Here is a 17,708-nt window from a genome sequence, read left to right on the forward strand (position 1 = left end):
CCGGCAGCCGTCCCACGGCCACGGGAACGGGCGTTCCGGGGGAAGCATGGAGCAGCGGAAACACCGAAGGACCTGGTTCCAAGGCTGGCTGCTGGTGCTGGCCCTGCTGCTGCCCGCGCTCGCCGCGGCACAGGCGCCCGCCCGGCTGGAGCCCGGCCGCACCCAGCTGGAGCTGGGCCCCTACACCCGCTACTTCCACGACCAGGCTGGCACCCTGCAGGCGGGGGACGCCTGGGAGCAGGCCGCCGCCGGCGGCTTCGTCCCCCTGCCCGACACCGGCGCGGCCTTCGGTTTCCAGCCCGGCGCGTACTGGTTCCACCTGTCCCTGCACAACCTCGACCCGGCCCAGCCGCACTGGCTGCTGGTGCAGGACTATCCACTGAGCGACCGGCTCGACCTGTACCTGCGCTATCCCGACGGCCGCGTGGTCCACCGCGGCGGCGGCGACCACCTGCCGTTCAACGCGCGCAGCGTCAGCTACCGCTACCCCAACTTCATGCTCGACCTGCCCACCGGCGCGCCGGTGGAAGTGCTGCTGCGGGTGCAGAGCCAGAGCTCGATGCAGGTGCCGCTGACCCTGTACACGCCGGCGGCGTTCATCGGGATCTCGCGCGACGCGCAATTCGGCATCGGCCTGTACTACGGCATCCTGATCGCGCTGTTTTTCTACAACCTGGTGCTGTGGCTGGCACTGCGCGACGCCAGCTACTTCTGGTACCTGTTCCACCTCAGCGCATTCGGCCTGGTGCTGATGACGCTCAACGGCCTGGGCTTCGAATACCTGTGGCCGGGCTCGCCGCGGCTGGCCGACCTGTCGGTGCCGCTGTCGATCTGCCTGTCGCAGATCGGCATGCAGCAGTTCGCGCGCGTGTTCCTGCGCCTGCCGGCGGTGTGGCCGGCGGGCAACCGCATCTCGCTGGGCGTGATCGCGTTCTACGTGGTGCTCGGCATCGCCTCGTTGTGGCTGCCCTACCGCATCGCCACGCCGGTGGCCGCTGCCACGGTGCTGCTGAGCATCCTCTGGATCCTGACCGTGACCCTGACGGCGATGCGCCGCGGCGACCGCTCGGCGCGGCTGTTCCTGCTGGCCTGGGGCATGTTCCTGCTCGGCACGGCGATGTTCACCCTGCTGGCCTTCGGCCTGCTGCCCAAATCCTTCCTCACCGTGTACGGCGTGCAGATCGGCTCGGCGCTGGAGATGCTGCTGCTCTCGGTCGCGCTCAGCTACCGCTACGCGGCGCTGCGCAACGAGAACGAGCGGATCGTGCGCCGGGCCAAGGTCCAGCTGGAGTCGCAGGTGCTCGAACGCACGGCCGAACTGCGTACCGCGCTGGCCGAGCTGGAAACCGCGCACACGCGACTGCGCGAGGCCAGCCGCCACGACGCGCTGACCGGGCTGTACACCCGCGCCTGGTTCCGCGAACGCTTCGACGCGCTGCGGGAGGCGGCGCGGCTGCAGGACCAGCCGCTGTCGCTGATGATGATCGACCTTGACCACTTCAAGGCGATCAACGACCGCCACGGCCACCTGGTCGGCGACGACTGCCTGCGCCGCTGCGCGCGGGTGATCGAGGGCATCCTCGGCGCGCAGGGCGCGCTGGTGGCGCGCTACGGCGGCGAGGAATTCATCGCCGCCCTGCCCGGCGTCGACGTCTACCGCGCGCGCGAACTGGCCGAGGAAGTGTGCACCCGGCTGCGCGAGGAGCCGCTGCGCACGCGCGGGCCGGCGGTGACGGTGACCGCCAGCATCGGCGTGCACGCGGTCGACACCGGCGCCGAGCATGAAAGCATCGCCACCGACCAGGCGCTGCAGGTGGTGGACGATGCGCTGTACGCCGCCAAGTCCGGCGGCCGCGACCAGGTCCGGGTGGCCGGGGGCTAGCCGGCCGGCGCAGGCGCGCCGGCCGTCGTCGCCGGCAGCAGTCCGCCGGACGCGACCAGGGCGACCATCGCCGCGACTTCGCCATCGAGCGCGCGGTCGCGTTCCAGGAACGGCACGGGGGCGCGGATGCGCGTGTGCGCGGCGGCCACCGCCGTGCCCGGATGGAAGGCGTCGGCCTGCGCCAGCTGGGCGCGCAGTTCCTCGACTTCGGCCAGGAAGCGTTCGCGCCCAGGGGCTTCGGCGGCTGGGCCGCCCTGCACCTTGGCCGCCAGCGCGGCCGCGTCGGCGCGCCGGGCCAGGGCACGGGCGGCGTTGATCATGTCGCGGCGCAGGTCCAGCGCCTGCGCGGCGGTGTACAGCTCCAGCGCCAGCACCTTGCCCAGGTCCTCGACCATGGCCAGGACGTGGCGCGCCTCGTTGGCGCCCATCGACACGTGGTCCTCGGCGTTGGCACTGGTCGGCACCGAGAACACCGAGGCCGGGTGCGCGCGGCTGGCCAGGTCGTTGACGATCGCCGCGGCGGTGTACTGCACGATCATATGCCCCGACTCGGTGCCGTCCTCGTTGCCGATCAGGAACGCCGGAAGGCCGTCGCTGGTGGCCGGGTCGACCAGCTTGTTGAGCCGGCGCTCGGAGATCGAGGCCAGGGTGGGGATCGCTGCCTTCAGGTAGCTCAGCGCCAGCGCCAGCGGCATGCCGTGGAAGTGGCCGGCGGAGATCACCTGCTCTTCTACGTGGGTGGCATCGGCCTTGTCCGGGAACACCAGCGGGTTGTCGGTGACAGCGTTGAGCTCGATCTCCAGCACGCGCGCGGCCTGCGCGGCGGCATCGCGCACCGCGCCGTGCACCTGCGGGATGCAGCGCAGCGAATAGCTGTCCTGCGGCTGGTGCTTCTTGCCGCCACGGAACGGCAGGAAGCGCAGGTAGAACTTCTCGCGGCCGTGGCGCTGGTCGGCCGGCACCCAGTCCCAGCCGATGTCGAAGCGCAGCGCCTGCGCGTCGGCGGTGTCCCAGCTTGTCGGCAGCCACTGCCGGAAACGCGGCACCAGGGGGTAGGCGATGTCCGCCAGGGTCGAGCCGGCGAGCAGGCCGCGCAGGTTCGCGGCGACCCTGACCTGCCCCGGGTGCGGACGCAGCGCATGCACTTCCGGCGCGAACGCGCCCAGGCGGCCGGCGAAGGCGTCGATGGTCATCGCCGCCGCCAGGTCGGCGGTGTCCAGCATCAGCTCCAGGCGCTGCAGCGCCAGCACGCCCATCGCCAGCATCTGCGCGGTGCCATTGTTCAGCGCCAGACCTTCCTTGTACGACAGCGACACCGGCTGCAGGCCGGCGCGGCGCAGCGCCTCGGCGCCGGGCAGGCGCTCGCCTTCGAAGAACGCTTCGCCACCGCCGAGCAGGACGATGGCCAGGTGCGACAACGGCGCCAGGTCGCCGGAGGCGCCGACCGAGCCCAGCTGCGGCACCACCGGCACGATCCCGGCGTTGAGCATCGCCGCCAGCGCCTGCAGCGTCTGCACCCGGATGCCCGAGTGGCCCTTGAGCAGGGTGTTGATGCGGATGCACAGCATCGCGCGGACCACGTCGGCGGCCATCGGCTCGCCCACGCACACCGCGTGGGTGACGATCAGGTTGCGCTGCAGCTCCTCGTGCAGCGAACGGCCCGAGGGCGTGGCGCCGGGCAGTTCATCGCGCAGCGGGTGCGCGCCGAGCAGCTTGTCGGCATTGGAGCCGAAGCCGGTGGAGACGCCGTAGATCGGCTCCTGGCGACGGACCTGCTCGGCGAGGAAGTCGGCGGCGCGCTGCACGGCCTGCAGCGCCTGCGGGTCCAGTTCGACCGGCGCGCCATTGGCGACGGCGACGAGGCGTTCGCGGGTGAGGGACTGGCCGTCGAGGCGGATCGGATTCATGTCAGCGTCCGGCCAGGGCACGCGCCTGTTCCAGCTCCACGCGCAGGGCGCCGGCCAGTTCCTCGCGCGGGACTTCGAACTGCTGTTCGCGCACCAGGTCCTTGACCGCGACCACGCCGCGCGCCAGCTCGTCCTCGCCGGCCAGCACGACGAAGCGGATCCCGGCACGCGAGGCGTACTGGAACTGCTTGCCGACCTTGCGCGCTTCCACCTGCACCTCGGTGTTGATCCCGCCGGCACGCAGGTGGCGGGCGATATCCAGCGCCTGCGGCAGCTGCGCCTCGTCCATCAGCGCCACCATCGCCTGCACGCTGCTCTCGGCGATGCCGGCAATGAGGCCCGCCTCGCGCAGCTGCCAGAACAGCCGGGTCAGGCCGATCGAGATGCCCACGCCGGGCAGCTTCGACTTGGTGTAGTGGCTGGCCAGGTCCTCGTAGCGCCCGCCCGAGCAGATCGAGCCGATGCCCGGGTGCTCCACCAGCTGGGTCTCGTAGACGGTGCCGGTGTAGTAGTCCAGGCCGCGGGCGATGGAGAAGTTCAGGCAGTACGCCGACTCCGGAACGCCCAACGCCTTGACCAGGCCGAGCACCTCGCGCAGTTCGGCCGCGCCCTCGCGCAGGACCGTGCTGGCCCCCTCGCCTGCGCCTTCCAGCACCGCGTCGATCCTGGCCAGCGCATCGGCGTGCGATGACGAGCGCACCTCGACGAACTGCAGGATCCGCGCCACCGCCGCTTCCGGCAGGCCGAAATCCGGCCCGACAAGCGTCTCGCGCACGTAGTCGGCGCCGCGCTTGTCGATCTTGTCGACCTCGCGCAGCACCAGCGCCTGCTGCTGCGGGTCGGCCACGCCCTGGGCCTCGAAGAACCCGCGCATCAGCTTGCGGTTGTTGAGCTGGATGCGGAACTCGCCGATGCCCAGCTCGGAGAACACCGCGTGGATCACCGCCAGCACCTCGGCGTCGTAGCGCACGCTCAGCGAATCCTTGCCGATCACGTCGATGTCGCACTGGTAGAACTCGCGGAAGCGGCCGCGCTGGGCGCGCTCGCCGCGGTACACGCGCTGCATCTGGTAGCGGCGGAACGGGAAGCTCAGCTCGTGCTCGTGCTCGGCCACGTAGCGCGCCAGTGGCACGGTCAGGTCGAAGCGCAGCGCCAGCTCCGGCAGGCCGCTGTCGGCCTTGCCGGCTTCGGCATCCGCCGCCGCGTTGGCCAGCGCGCCGGTGGACTGGACGAAGTACACCTGCCGCTCGGTCTCGCCACCGGACTTGGTCAGCAGCACGTCGGACAGCTCGAACACCGGCGTCTCCACCGGCAGGAAGCCGAAGCGCTCGTAGTTGCGGCGGATGACGTCGAGCATGCGCTGGAACGCGATCTGCTCGCGCGGCAGCAGCTCCATGACGCCGGGCGGGGTGCGGGGCCTGATCAAGCGGGAAACTCCTGGTGGAACGCTTTGGCCCGCGATTCTACCTTGGCCGCACATCCCCGGCCCGCGCCGCGCCGCTATCATGTACGGATCGAAATCCCGGCGCGACGCATGTCCTGGCCCCCGTTCGACAGCCCCTGCCTGACCCCGCCCACCGAGGATGCCGGCCCCATCGGCCCCTGCCTGCATTGCCAGGTCCGCCACCTGGCGGTCTGCTCGGCGCTGTCGCGCGAGGAGATCCAGGCGCTGGAGGCGACCGCCAGCGCGCAAGTGCTCGCGCCCGGTACCGTGCTCGCCCGCCAGGGCGAGGCGCGCCGCCACGTGTACACCGTTACCCGCGGCGCCCTGCGCCTGGCGCGGGTGTCCGCCGACGGCCGCCGCCAGGTCGCCGGGTTCGCCCTGCCCGGCGACTTCGTCGGCCTCTCCGGTGCACCCACCCACCAGCACGACATCGAAGCCCTGGCCGAAACCGAACTGTGCCGCTTCGGCACCGATGCCATGCAGCGGCTGGGCACCCGCTTCCCGCACCTGCAGGGCAAGCTGCTGGAGCGCGCCTGCGTCGAGCTGGACAGCGCGCGCGAGCAGATGATGTCGCTGGCGCGAATGACCCCCACCGAGCGCGTGGCCGACTTCCTGCTCAAGCTCGCCGGCCGCCAGGCCCGCACCGGCGACCCCGGCCCCTCCATCGCCCTGCCGATGCCCCGCGCCGACATCGCCGACCACCTCGGCCTGACCGTGGAAACCGTCAGCCGCTGCCTCACCGCGCTGCGCACCCGCGGCCTGATCGCACTGCCAGGCACCTACCGCGTCGAGATCCTCGATCCGACCGGCCTGAAATCGCTGGAAGCCGCCTGACCCGGATGGGGCGGGGGTTGCCCGGCTCCACGAACGGAACCCGGACAAAGAAAAAGCGGGCCGAAGCCCGCTTTTTCGTGTCCAGCGAAGCGGCCCGGTTTACCCGGTCACGCCCTCGCCTTCCTCGACGGCCTTGATCGACAGGCGGATGCGGCCCTGCTTGTCGACTTCCAGCACCTTCACCTTGACCATGTCGCCTTCCTTCAGCGCGTCGCCGACCTTCTCGACGCGGTCGTTGGAGATCTGCGACACGTGGACCAGGCCATCCTTGCCCGGCAGGATGGTCACGAACGCGCCGAAATCCATGATCTTGGCGACCTTGCCCTCGTAGATCCGGCCCGGCTCGACGTCCGAGGTGATCTGCTCGATGCGGGCCTTGGCGGCCTGGCCGGCAGCGCCATTCACCGAAGCGATGGTGATCGTGCCGTCGTCCTGGATGTCGATCTGGGTGCCGGTTTCCTTGGTGATGGCCTGGATCACCGAACCGCCCTTGCCGATCACTTCGCGGATCTTGTCGGGGTGGATCTTGATGGTGATCAGGCGCGGCGCGAACTCGCTCAGCTCCTGGCGCGGCGAGGTCATCGCGTGGGCCATTTCGCCGAGGATGTGCAAGCGGCCGGCCTTCGCCTGCGACAGCGCCTGCTTCATGATCTCTTCGGTGATGCCCTCGATCTTGATGTCCATCTGCAGCGCGGACACGCCGTTCTGGGTACCGGCCACCTTGAAGTCCATGTCGCCCAGGTGGTCTTCGTCGCCGAGGATGTCGGAGAGCACGACGAAGTCGTTGCCTTCCTTGACCAGGCCCATGGCGATGCCGGCGACGGGCGCCGAGATCGGCACGCCGGCATCCATCAGCGCCAGCGAGCTGCCGCAGACCGAAGCCATCGAGGAGGAGCCGTTCGACTCGGTGATCTCCGAAACCACGCGGATCGTGTAGGGGAACGACTCCATGGTCGGCATCACCGCCAGCACGCCGCGCTTGGCAAGGCGGCCGTGGCCGATCTCGCGACGCTTCGGGCCCATCATGCGGCCGGCCTCGCCCACCGAGTACGGCGGGAAGTTGTAATGGAACAGGAAGTGGTCCTTGTACTCGCCGGAAACCGCGTCGATGATCTGGCCGTCACGGGCGGTGCCCAGGGTGACGGCGACGATCGCCTGGGTCTCGCCACGGGTGAACAGCGAGGAGCCGTGCACGCGCGGCAGCACACTGACCTTGGAGGTGATCGGGCGCACGGTGTCCAGCGCGCGGCCGTCGATGCGGACCTTGGTGGCGAGGACCGAACCACGCATGGTCTGGTATTCCAGCTCGCCGAATTCCTTCGACAGCGCACCGGTGCTCCAGCCGTCGGCCTCGGCGCGGCCGGCCAGCTGCTGCAGCACGTCCTTCTTGATCGCGGAGATGGCGTCGCGGCGCTGCAGCTTGTCGCGCACCTGGAAGGCGGCCTCGAGCTGGGTGCCGACGACTTCCTTCAGCGCCGAGACCATCGCCTCGTTCCTGGCCGGGGCGGCCCAGTCCCAGTTCTTCGTGCCGGCTTCGGTGACCAGCTCGTTGATGATGTTGATGACCTTCTGCATCTCGCGATGGCCGAACATCACCGCGCCGAGCATCACGTCCTCGGACAGCTCGGCCGCCTCGGACTCCACCATCAGCACGGCGTTGGAGGTACCGGCGACGACGAGCTCCAGCTTGGAGTCCTTCAGTTCGCTGACCGTCGGGTTCAGCACGTACTCGCCGTTGATGTAGCCGACCTTGGCGGCGCCGATCGGGCCGTTGAACGGCGCGCCGGTCAGGGCGACGGCGGCGGAAGCACCGATCAGCGCCGGGATGTCGCCGTCGATTTCCGGGTTCAGCGACATCACCGTGGCGATGACCTGCACTTCATTGCGGAACTCTTCCGGGAACAGCGGGCGCAGCGGGCGGTCGATCAGGCGCGAGATCAGCGTCTCCTTCTCGGTGGCACGGCCTTCGCGCTTGAAGAAGCCACCCGGGATGCGGCCGCCGGCGTAGAACTTCTCCTGGTAATCGACCGTCAGCGGGAAGAAGTCCTGGCCTTCGCGGGCCGTCTTCGCCGCGACGGCAGAGACCAGCAGCACGGTGTCATCGAACTTGACGATGACGGCACCGCCGGCCTGGCGGGCGATCTCGCCGGTTTCCAGGGTGACCTGGTGCTTGCCGTACTGGAAGGTTTTGGTGATTTTTGCCACGTCGATTCCTTGGGGATGCTGCTTGCGATTGACCGGGTACGACCCTTGCCGCGACCGGGTGGCCGGAGAGTCCGGCCGCTGCCTATCTTGCTCCGGCGTTGCCGGAACGGTTTTACGGATTCCTGCAGGCGCCGGTGCCCGACCGGTGCCTCAAACGCAAACCGCGGCGCATCTCTGCGCCGCGGCCGGGTCTTGCATCAGCGACGCAGGCCGAGCTTCTCGATCAGGGCCTTGTAGCGCTCGTTGTCCTTGCGCTTGAGGTAGTCGAGCAGGCTGCGGCGGCGGTTGACCAGCTGCAGCAGGCCACGACGGCTGTGGTGGTCCTTCTTGTGGGTCTTGAAGTGCTCGGTCAGCTGCTCGATGCGGCCGGTCAGCAGGGCGACCTGGACTTCCGGGGAGCCGGTGTCGTTGGTGCCGCGCGCGTTGTCGGCGATGATCTTCTGGGTGTCGATGGACATGGTTTCTTCTCGTGGATGCGAGGCCGGCAGGAACGCGCTGGGCGCACCGCCTGACCCGCCGCTTGCGGAGGCCGCCTTCCCGGAACGGGAATGGTCGGCAGGGAAGCCCGTGAAAACGGGCGCGCAAATTGTAGCCGCCATGGCCTTTGCGGACAAGGCTTTAGCGATATCCGGCGTCGTGGCGCTCAGCCTTCCGGCGGCGCGACAGGCGCGGCATGGCCGTGAAACACCCGCTGCGGCGACAGCCGGCCCTCCGGGTCGACCCGGGCCAGGCCCAGCGCCACGCCAGCGTCGGAGAAAACGGCCGCCGGGTCCGCGGGCGCCCAAGGGCCGCGCAGGCGCTGGCCCTGGGCGAAGCGGGCCGCCTCGGCCGGCGCCAGTTGCACCCGCGGGAACCCGGCCAGCCCGGCCTCCAGCGGCAGCAGGCAGGCTTCCAGCGCCGCCTCGCCGCCGCTTTCGAGCAGCGACTCCAGCTGCCCCGGGGTGAACATGCGCGGCTCGCGGAACGGATCCACCCACAGCCGGCGCAGGCTGGCGATGTGCGCGCCGCAGCCCAGCGCCTCGCCCAGGTCGCGGGCCAGGCTGCGGATGTAGGTGCCGCTGCCGCAGGTCACCCGCAGCCGCAGCTGTTCCGGACCGGATTCGAGCAGGTCGATGGCATGGACCACGACTTCGCGCACCGGCGCCTCGATCGCCTCGCCGCGACGGGCGCGGGCGTACAGCGGCTCGCCGCCCTGCTTGAGCGCCGAGTACACCGGGGCACGCTGCTGCAGCACCCCGGTCAGGGCCACCAAGGCGGCCTCCAGCACGGCCTGGTCCAGCGCCGGCACGGGCCGCTGCAGCAGCACTTGGCCGTCGGCGTCGTCGGTATCGGTGGTCGTGCCCAGGGCGATGCCGGCCTCGTAGGCCTTGTCCGAACCGAGCAGCAGCCCGGCCAGCTTGGTCGCCTCACCGAAGCACAACGGCAGCAGGCCGGTGGCCAGCGGATCCAGGCTGCCGGTATGGCCGCCCTTCTCCGCGCGGAACAGCCGCCGTGCGGCCTGCAGGGCGGCGTTGGAGCTCATGCCGGCCGGCTTGTCGAGCAGGAGGATGCCGTCGAGGGAGCGGTAGCGACGGGAAGATTTCATGCAGGCCTGCGATGGTGGTCCTTGCAGGAGCCCCTCCAGGGGCGAACCGATGGCGCCGGGGATGTGATGTTCAACGCGCGAGTCCCGGACGGGGCGCGTTCAACGCGGGCGTTTTCCGGGGGCTGCCGGGTCGCCCCTGAAGGGAGCTCCTACAGAAAGCGGTGCCGCCGGAGGGGGTTACGGGTCCCGGCCCGGATCGTTGCCGGAGCCTTCACCGTCGCCGACCAGGTCCGCCGCATTCTCGCGCAGCAGGATCTCGATGCGCTCGCCGCGGTCGACCGAATCATCGTAGTGGAAGTGCAGCTCCGGCACGTGGCGCAGCTTGACCCGCCGCGCCAGCTCCATGCGCAGCTGCTTCGCCAGCTCCTTCAGCCCCTTCATCGCCTCTGTCGAACGTTCCGGCATCAGCGCGGTGACGAACACCTTGGCATGGGCCAGGTCGCGGCTGACCTCCACGTCGGACACGCTCACCGACGGCAGGCCATGCTCGCGCACGGCCTCGTGGACCAGCGTGCCCAGTTCTCGGCGCAGCTGCGCCGAGACCCGGTCGGTGCGATGGAAGGACTTGGTCGGCATGTCGCTGCTCCTCGCCCGCTTACAGCGTGCGCTGGACCTCGATGCGCTCGAAGCACTCGATCTGGTCGCCGGCCTTGACGTCGTTGTACTCCTTCACGCCGATGCCGCACTCGGTGCCGTTGCGCACTTCCTCCACGTTCTCCTTGAAGCGGCGCAGCGATTCCAGCTCGCCCTCGAAGACGACCGTGTTGTCGCGCAGGACGCGGATCGGCTTGTTGCGCTTGACCACGCCCTCGATGACCATGCAGCCGGCCACCGCGCCGAACTTGGAGCTGCGGAACACGTCCCGGACCTGGGCAATACCGATGATCTCCTCGCGGATCTCCACGCCCAGCAGGCCCGAAGCGACCTGCTTCACCTGGTCGATGACGTCGTAGATGATCGAGAAGTAACGCAGGTCCACGCCGTTGGACTCGATGATCTTGCGCGCCGAGGCGTCGGCACGGACGTTGAAGCCGATCATCGTGGCCTTGGTCGTGGCCGCGATGTTCGCGTCGGACTCGGTGATGCCGCCGACACCCGAACTGATCACGTTGATCCGGATCTGGTCGTTGGACAGCGCCACCAGCGCCTGCTTGAGCGCCTCCACCGAGCCCTGCACGTCGGCCTTGACCACCAGGTTGAGGACCTGCTGGCCCTCGCCCTTGCCCATCTGGGCCATGATGTCTTCCATGCGGTTGCCCGCGGCCTGGACCAGGCGCGACTCGCGGCGCTTGGCGTCGCGCTGCTGGGCCACGTCCTTGGCCAGGCGCTCGTCCTTGACCACGACGAAGTCGTCGCCGGCGTCCGGCACGCCCGACAGGCCGAGCACCTGCACCGGGATCGACGGACCGGCCGAGGCCGGCTGGCCGCCGGTTTCGTCGAACAGCGCGCGCACGCGGCCGTACTGGATGCCGCAGACCAGGTAGTCGCCCTTCTTCAACTGGCCCTGCTGGACCAGCACGGTGGCGACCGGGCCGCGGCCCTTGTCCAGCGCCGACTCGATGACCACGCCGCTGGCGTTGCCGTCCGGCACGGCCTTGAGCTCGAGCACTTCGGCCTGGATCGAGATTGCGTCCAGCAGGTCGTCCACACCGTCGCCGGTCTTGGCCGACAGCTCGACCATCTGGGTGTCGCCGCCGAAGTCCTCGGCCACGACCTGCTCGGCGAGCAGCTCGTTCTTGACCCGCATCGGGTCGGCGTCGGACTTGTCGATCTTGTTGATCGCCACGATCAGCGGCACGCCGGCCGCCTTGGCGTGCTGGATCGCCTCCTTCGTCTGCGGCATGACGCCGTCGTCGGCGGCCACCACCAGCACCACGATGTCGGTCAGCTTGGCGCCGCGCGCACGCATCGAGGTGAAGGCCGCGTGGCCGGGGGTATCCAGGAAGCTGATGACGCCCTTGGGCGTTTCGACGTGGTAGGCGCCGATGTGCTGGGTGATGCCGCCGGCCTCGCCGGTGGCGACCTTGGTCCGGCGGATGTAGTCCAGCAGCGAGGTCTTGCCGTGGTCGACGTGGCCCATGATGGTGACCACCGGCGGACGCGGGGCGAGTTCGCCCTCGGCCTGCTCGACGTGGGCCAGCAGTTCGCTCTCGGCGTCGTCGTTGCCGGCGCGCACTACCTTGTGGCCGAGTTCCTCGGTCACCAGCGCGGCGGTGTCGTGGTCGATGGTCTGGGTGATGGTGACCATCACGCCCATCTTGAACAGGGTCTTGACCACGTCGCCGCCCTTGAGCGCGAGCTTCTGCGCCAGGTCGGCCACGGTGATCGCGTCGCCGATCGCCACCTCGCGCACGACCGGGGCGGTCGGGCGCTCGAAGCCACCGGCGCCGCCGGCGGAGGAACCGCCACGCATCTCCTGGCGCCGCGGCTTGGGCCTGGCGCCCGGACGGGCGGTGGTGCGGCGGGCGCGGTCGGCGGCCGACAGGTGCAGCTGGCCGGCGAAGCGGCTGGCGGCCGAATCGTCCTCGATGCCGGCGACCATGGCGTGCGAGCCGCGGGTCTTGTGCTTGTGGCCGCGGCCATCGTCCGCGCCACGATCCGGGGCCGGGCGATGCGCGGCGGCAGGTGCGCGCGCCGGGCGCGCTGCGGTCTCGCCATCGGCCGCGGCGCGCGGACCGGCGGCCTTCTGCCGTTCTTCTTCGGCGCGGCGCTGCTCTTCCTCGGCCTTGCGCGCCGCCTCTTCCTCCTGGCGCTTGCGCTCGAGCTCCTCGGCACGCACGCGGTCGACTTCGGCCAGGTGCTGCTGCTCGGCCAGGTTGCGCTGGCGCGATTCCTCAAGCTTGCGCAGGACCTCGGCGTGCTCGTCGTTCACCGGCACGATGGGCGCGGGTGCGGCGCCCGTGGCGTCCTCGGCCGCCTTGACGTAGGTGCGCTTCTGCCGGACCTCGACGTTGACCGTGGTCTTGCTGCGGCCACCGCCAACGGTGAGCTCCTGGACCTTGCGCCGGGCCAGGGTGATCTTCTTCGGCGCGGCGATTTCCTCGGCCTGGCTGTCGCCCTTGCCGTGCGCGCGCTTGAGGAAGCCGAGCAGCTTGAGCTTCTCGGCGCTGGTCACGACCTGGTCCGGGTCGCTGAAGGACATGCCGGCCTCGGCCAACTGCTCCAACAGCTTCTCGACGGGGGTGTTGACCAGCTCGGCAAGCTTGCGGATGGTGGTTTGCTGCGACATTCGGATCCTATGCTCCTGGTGGCGCCCCCTCGCCAGGTGCAAGGGAAACGCGGATTCTAAGCCCTGGACGGTGCAGGGCGGTGTTCATCGCCGGCTCATGCGCCGCGCCCCGGATGGGAGGCGGCGCGGTTCACGCGCCACGCTCCAGGAGGGCGATCTCCTCGGCGCGTGCGGCCAGGATCAGCGCCGCGGCGCGGGCCTCGTCCAGCCCCTCGATACCGAACTCGACGACCTCGTCGGCGGCCAGGTCGGACAGGTCCCCGGAGGTGCGCACGCCATGGCCGGCCAGGGCGTAGGCGGTCTCCTCGTCCATGCCTTCCAGCGCCAGCAGGTCCTCGGCCGGCTGGTGCTCGTCCAGTTCCTCCTCCACCGCCAGGGCGTCGTTGAGCAGGGCGTCGCGGGCGCGCGAACGCAGCTCCTCAACGATGTCCTCGTCGAAGCCTTCCACCGCCAGCAGCTCGCCGACCGGCACGTAGGCGATTTCCTCGACCGTGTTGAAGCCCTCGGCCACCAGGATCCCGGCGATCTCCTCGTCCACCTCCAGCTTGTCCATGAACAGCTGGCGGGCCACGGCCTGCTCGGCCTCGGACTTGGCCGCGACCTGGTCCTGGGTCATGACGTTGAGCTGCCAGCCGGTCAGGCGGCTGGCCAGGCGCACGTTCTGGCCGCCCTTGCCGATCGCCTGGGCCAGGCGGTCCTCGGCCACGGCCAGGTCCATCGAGTGCTTCTCTTCGTCGACGATGATCGACTGCACCTCGGCCGGCGCCATCGCGTTGATGACGAAGTTGGCCGGGTTGTCGTTCCACAGCACGATGTCCACGCGCTCGCCGTTGAGCTCGTTGCTCACCGCCTGAACGCGCGAGCCACGCATGCCGATGCAGGCGCCGATCGGGTCGGTGCGGTTGTCGTGGGCGACCACCGCGATCTTGGCGCGGTCGCCCGGGTCGCGGGCGCAGGCCTTGATCTCGACCAGGCCCTGGCCGACTTCCGGCACCTCGAGCTTGAACAGCTCGATCATGAATTCAGGCGCACCGCGGCTGATGAACAGCTGCGGGCCGCGCGGTTCGCTGCGGACTTCGAACAGGTAGCCGCGGACGCGGTCGCCAGCGCGCAGCACGTCGCGCGGGATGCCCTTGTCCTTGGGGATGAAGGCCTCGGCATTGCCGCCCAGGTCGACGTAGATGTTGCCGCGCTCGGCGCGCTTGACCACGCCGGTGACCAGCTCGCCGACGCGGTCCTTCCACGCGTCCACGACCTGCTGGCGCTCGGCCTCGCGCACGCGCTGGACGATGACCTGCTTGGCGGCCTGGGCGGCGATGCGGCCGAACTCGGGGTTTTCGATCTGCTCTTCGATCCAGTCGCCGACTTCGACGCCGTCGGCCTCGTCGACCGCGTCCATCAGGCGGATCTGGCGGTCCGGCGACTCCATGACCACGTCGTCGGCCACCACTTCCCAGCGGCGGAAGGTCTCGTAGCTGCCGTCCTTGCGGTCGATCGCCACGCGCGCGACCACGTCCTGGTCGATGTAGCGCTTCTTGGCGGCGGAGGCCAGCGCGGCTTCCAGCGCGTCGAAGATGACGTCGCGCGGCACGCCCTTCTCGTTGGCGACCGCGTCCACTACCAGAAGAAGTTCCTTGCTCATTCGTCGTTACTCCGCATGCGGCTTGCCGGCCGCCGGCTTGTTGGAGGGTTGCTTGCCATTGCTGCCGTTGCCGGGCTTCGGCGCGGGCTTGCCCTTGTTGGAGGGCGAATACTTGTTGGGCGCCAGGCCCAGCGCGGCCCAGTCCGGGACCAGGCGCGCCTTGTCGATGTTGTCGACGGCGGCGGTGAACTCGCTGCCGTCCAGTTCGAACACGACGTTGCCGCCTTCCACGCGCAGGATCCGGCCCTGCAGGCGGCGGCGACCATCCTGCGGCAGCTTCAGCCCGACCTTGGCCTGTTCGCCGATGAAACGGGCGAACTGCGCGGCGCCGAACAGCGGCCGGTCCAGGCCCGGCGAGGACACCTCGAGGGTGTAGTTGCCGGAAATGGGGTCGGCGACATCGAGCTGGGCGGACACCTCGCGGCTGACCGACTCGCAGTCCTCGATGGTGACCACGCGCGCATCCCCGGCGCCTTCGCCGGCGGGGACGTCGATGTACAGGCGCAGGGTCGCGCCGCCGGGGGCCGGCAGGTACTCGATGCCCAGCAGGTCCAGGCCCAGCGACTCGACGGTCGGGCGCAGGAGCTCGGCGATTTCGCTGTGCTTCTCGCTCATTGCGGCGTTACTCGGGACGCAGGAAACAGAACGGCGGTGTGCTGTGGAAAAAATCCGGGCCCCGGAAACGACAAAGGGCCCGACTGGGCCCCGTGTCCGACAGGAGACCCGCCTGGGCTTCCCATCCGATGTGCTGGAATCGGCGCAACGGCGGGAACATGCGCCGTTGCAAGCCCAGGCTTTGCGGTTGCCGCCTGCCCTTGTACGACCGGGAAGACGGAACCGCGAAACATGGTAGCGGGGGCAGGATTTGAACCTGCGACCTTCGGGTTATGAGCCCGACGAGCTGCCAGACTGCTCCACCCCGCAGCAGAGGCGGAATTATGGCGATTGGCGGGGATTGTTGCAAGCCTTGGATGTGTCGGCCGGCTGAACCGTGGGTACTTCCGCGGAGCAACAGCACCGGCTTCCGCCGAGCAACAGCACCGGCTCCGGACGGGGCCGCCGTACCAAGGGGCCGGATTTCAAGTAAAGCGGGGCCCACCCCGCGGGACGACATCCTGTCTTTACGCGGGGCCGTGGCACATCCATGTGCCACTTGGGCCATATCCCCTTGGCACGACGTCCTCAGGCGGCTTCCAGGTCGTGGCTTCGACAAAGCCAAAGCAAAGCTCCGGTCTTCCCCACCTTGAACGAAGCCGCGACCGGGACACCCCCCGAAGACGCCGTACTCCCCGGGTGCCGCGCCAAGCAGGCCATGGATGGCCTGCGCCCGCTTGGGGGCAGGAAGCCCCCACGCGGGAAAAGCGGCACCCGGGGAGTGCGGCGGCTCCCGCCGGAGCCAGCGCCCTCCCCAGCTCTTCAGCTCCAGCTCCCCGGCACTGCCCAGAACGAGCGCCGGACAAACAAAAACCCCCGGCATCAACCGGGGGCTTTCGGATCGGGGGAAGTGCTGCCGCCACGGATTACATGAAAGCGCGCTGGCACCACACCATGATCGGGTTCCAAGCCAGGCCCAGGGCCAGCAGGCCCAGCGAATTGACGCCCAGGACCACGCCGAGGACACGGTCGTTGTGCGCCGGCAGCGGCGCGCCGACCGGCTCGTCGAAGTACATGACCTTGACCACGCGCAGGTAGTAGAAGCAGCCGACCACCGCGCAGATCACGCCCAGCAGCGCCAGCCACAGCATTCCGCCCTGCACCGCCGCGCCCAGCACCAGCAGCTTGGCCCAGAAGCCCAGGAACACCGGGATGCCCGCCAGCGAGACCATCGTGCACAGGACCAGGCCGGCCATCCACGGATTGCGCGCGTTCAGGCCCTTGAAGTCGTCGATGTTCTCGGCCTCGAAGCCCTGCCGCGACAGCGCGATGATCGCGCCGAAGGCTGCCGTCGACATCAACGCATAGGAGATCGCATAGAACAGCGCCGCCGCATAGCCACGCTCGTCGCCGCCGGCCAGGCCCATCAGCAGGAAGCCGATGTGCGAAACAGTGGAATACGCCAGCATGCGCTTGAGGTTGCTCTGGGCGATGGCCATCAGGTTACCGACCACCAGCGACACCGCGGACAGGCCGGCCAGCAGCCACTTCCATTCGTCGGCCAGCGGACCCACGCCCGTTTCCAGCAGGCGGTACGCCATGCCGAACGCGGCCAGCTTGGGGGCAGAACTGATGAACAGCGCGACCGGCGCGGTCGCGCCCTGGTACACGTCAGGCAGCCACATGTGGAACGGCGCCGCGCCGAGCTTGAAAGCCACGCCGGCGACCATGAACACCGTGCCGGTGAGCAGCAGGGTGCGCTGTTCGCTGCCGGCGATGGCGGCGTTGATCGCGTCCAGGTGCAGGCTGCCGGTGGCGCCGTAGACCAGCGACATGCCGTACAGCAGCAGGCCCGAGGCCAGCGAACCGAGCACGATGTACTTCATCGCCGCCTCGGTGGCCTTGCCGTTGTCGCGGTCGGCGGCGACCAGGGCGTAGGAGCTCAGCGCCAGCAGTTCCAGGCCCAGGTAGACAATGACCAGGCTGCCGGCCGAAACCAGCATCATCATGCCGGCGGTGGCGAACAGGATCAGCACCGGGATCTCGCCCTGGTACAGGTTGCGCTCGCGCAGGTAGCTCCAGCCGTAGACCAGGGTCAGCGTGCTCATCAGCACGATGGCGATCTTCATCACGTCGGCGGCGGTGTCGCGCACGAACATGTCGTTGAACACCACGCCCTGCCCGCCCGTGCCGGTGGCCAGCATCGCCAGCACCACGACCAGCAGCAGCACCGACAGGAAGTGGGTCCAGACCTTGTGCCGCGCCTCGATGAACAGGTCGGCGATCAGCAGGGCGAAGGCACCGCCGATCAGCACCAGCTCGGGCAGGAGCGGCAGCAGTTCGGAGGCGGACGGCATCGCGAGGGAGGTGGTCATCTTCGGCAGGT

At 69.5% G+C, this 17,708-nt stretch carries 12 protein-coding genes and 1 tRNA gene; 2 read left to right on the forward strand and 11 right to left on the reverse strand.

The genetic code is table 11. The features are described from left to right. The first annotated feature begins 46 nt into the window (after window positions 1–46). A complete protein-coding gene (locus tag CSC64_RS08555) occupies window positions 47–1,882 on the forward strand; it encodes a sensor domain-containing diguanylate cyclase (protein ID WP_162434904.1) in 1,836 nt (611 codons plus the stop codon). Here CSC64_RS08555 and CSC64_RS08560 read toward each other — a convergent pair. Together CSC64_RS08560 and hisS are read right to left on the reverse strand one after the other, a co-directional pair. Further along, window positions 1,879–3,789 carry an HAL/PAL/TAL family ammonia-lyase gene (locus CSC64_RS08560; protein WP_162434905.1) on the reverse strand — a complete coding sequence of 637 codons (1,911 nt, stop codon included), beginning with the start codon at window positions 3,787–3,789 and terminating at the stop codon, window positions 1,879–1,881. The genes CSC64_RS08555 and CSC64_RS08560 overlap by 4 nt on opposite strands. 1 nt (window position 3,790) lies before the next feature. Next, the gene (gene hisS, locus CSC64_RS08565; protein ID WP_162434906.1) at window positions 3,791–5,215 is read right to left on the reverse strand and encodes a histidine--tRNA ligase; all 1,425 of its coding nucleotides are present in this window, start codon (window positions 5,213–5,215) and stop codon (window positions 3,791–3,793) included. A 108-nt stretch (window positions 5,216–5,323) separates the two neighbouring features. Between hisS and CSC64_RS08570 the strand changes: the two genes are divergently transcribed. Beyond that, window positions 5,324–6,067, forward strand: a complete 744-nt coding sequence (locus CSC64_RS08570) for a Crp/Fnr family transcriptional regulator (RefSeq protein WP_162434907.1) — start codon at window positions 5,324–5,326, stop codon at window positions 6,065–6,067. Between the two features lie 99 nt (window positions 6,068–6,166). Here CSC64_RS08570 and pnp read toward each other — a convergent pair whose 3' ends face one another. From pnp to nuoN, 9 genes are all read right to left on the reverse strand, one after another. Beyond that, window positions 6,167–8,272 (reverse strand): polyribonucleotide nucleotidyltransferase, encoded by a 2,106-nt coding sequence (gene pnp / locus CSC64_RS08575; protein WP_162434908.1) that lies wholly within the window; start codon window positions 8,270–8,272, stop codon window positions 6,167–6,169. A 197-nt stretch (window positions 8,273–8,469) separates the two neighbouring features. Then, window positions 8,470–8,730 carry a 30S ribosomal protein S15 gene (gene rpsO / locus CSC64_RS08580; protein ID WP_052633351.1) on the reverse strand — a complete coding sequence of 87 codons (261 nt, stop codon included), beginning with the start codon at window positions 8,728–8,730 and terminating at the stop codon, window positions 8,470–8,472. 185 nt (window positions 8,731–8,915) lie between these two features. Then, window positions 8,916–9,857, reverse strand: a complete 942-nt coding sequence (gene truB, locus CSC64_RS08585; RefSeq protein WP_162434909.1) for a tRNA pseudouridine(55) synthase TruB — start codon at window positions 9,855–9,857, stop codon at window positions 8,916–8,918. Window positions 9,858–10,034: 177 nt separating this feature from the next. Continuing rightward, window positions 10,035–10,433 (reverse strand): 30S ribosome-binding factor RbfA, encoded by a 399-nt coding sequence (rbfA, locus tag CSC64_RS08590; protein ID WP_162434910.1) that lies wholly within the window; start codon window positions 10,431–10,433, stop codon window positions 10,035–10,037. 19 nt (window positions 10,434–10,452) lie between these two features. Beyond that, window positions 10,453–13,086 (reverse strand): translation initiation factor IF-2, encoded by a 2,634-nt coding sequence (gene infB / locus CSC64_RS08595; protein WP_162434911.1) that lies wholly within the window; start codon window positions 13,084–13,086, stop codon window positions 10,453–10,455. A gap of 130 nt (window positions 13,087–13,216) precedes the next feature. Next, the gene (nusA, locus tag CSC64_RS08600) at window positions 13,217–14,728 is read right to left on the reverse strand and encodes a transcription termination factor NusA (protein ID WP_162434912.1); all 1,512 of its coding nucleotides are present in this window, start codon (window positions 14,726–14,728) and stop codon (window positions 13,217–13,219) included. A 6-nt stretch (window positions 14,729–14,734) separates the two neighbouring features. Continuing rightward, window positions 14,735–15,343 carry a ribosome maturation factor RimP gene (gene rimP, locus CSC64_RS08605; protein ID WP_162434913.1) on the reverse strand — a complete coding sequence of 203 codons (609 nt, stop codon included), beginning with the start codon at window positions 15,341–15,343 and terminating at the stop codon, window positions 14,735–14,737. A gap of 232 nt (window positions 15,344–15,575) precedes the next feature. Further along, window positions 15,576–15,652 (reverse strand) — tRNA-Met (locus tag CSC64_RS08610). A 596-nt stretch (window positions 15,653–16,248) separates the two neighbouring features. Next, window positions 16,249–17,697, reverse strand: a complete 1,449-nt coding sequence (nuoN, locus tag CSC64_RS08615) for an NADH-quinone oxidoreductase subunit NuoN (protein ID WP_162434914.1) — start codon at window positions 17,695–17,697, stop codon at window positions 16,249–16,251. Window positions 17,698–17,708: the final 11 nt, after the last annotated feature.

This window comes from Pseudoxanthomonas koreensis (assembly GCF_010093225.1).
GTDB classification, from domain to species: Bacteria; Pseudomonadota; Gammaproteobacteria; order Xanthomonadales; family Xanthomonadaceae; genus Pseudoxanthomonas; species Pseudoxanthomonas koreensis.

Excerpts from the sequence above, each read along its gene's own strand:
- CSC64_RS08555 (WP_162434904.1), top strand. The coding sequence starts at position 47 with ATGGAGCAGCGGAAACACCGAAGGACCTGGTTCCAAGGCTGGCTGCTG.
- CSC64_RS08560 (WP_162434905.1), bottom strand. The coding sequence starts at position 3,789 with ATGAATCCGATCCGCCTCGACGGCCAGTCCCTCACCCGCGAACGCCTC.
- CSC64_RS08570 (WP_162434907.1), top strand. The coding sequence starts at position 5,324 with ATGTCCTGGCCCCCGTTCGACAGCCCCTGCCTGACCCCGCCCACCGAG.
- rpsO (WP_052633351.1), bottom strand. The coding sequence starts at position 8,730 with ATGTCCATCGACACCCAGAAGATCATCGCCGACAACGCGCGCGGCACC.
- truB (WP_162434909.1), bottom strand. The coding sequence starts at position 9,857 with ATGAAATCTTCCCGTCGCTACCGCTCCCTCGACGGCATCCTCCTGCTC.
- rbfA (WP_162434910.1), bottom strand. The coding sequence starts at position 10,433 with ATGCCGACCAAGTCCTTCCATCGCACCGACCGGGTCTCGGCGCAGCTG.
- infB (WP_162434911.1), bottom strand. The coding sequence starts at position 13,086 with ATGTCGCAGCAAACCACCATCCGCAAGCTTGCCGAGCTGGTCAACACC.
- nusA (WP_162434912.1), bottom strand. The coding sequence starts at position 14,728 with ATGAGCAAGGAACTTCTTCTGGTAGTGGACGCGGTCGCCAACGAGAAG.
- rimP (WP_162434913.1), bottom strand. The coding sequence starts at position 15,343 with ATGAGCGAGAAGCACAGCGAAATCGCCGAGCTCCTGCGCCCGACCGTC.
- nuoN (WP_162434914.1), bottom strand. The coding sequence starts at position 17,697 with ATGACCACCTCCCTCGCGATGCCGTCCGCCTCCGAACTGCTGCCGCTC.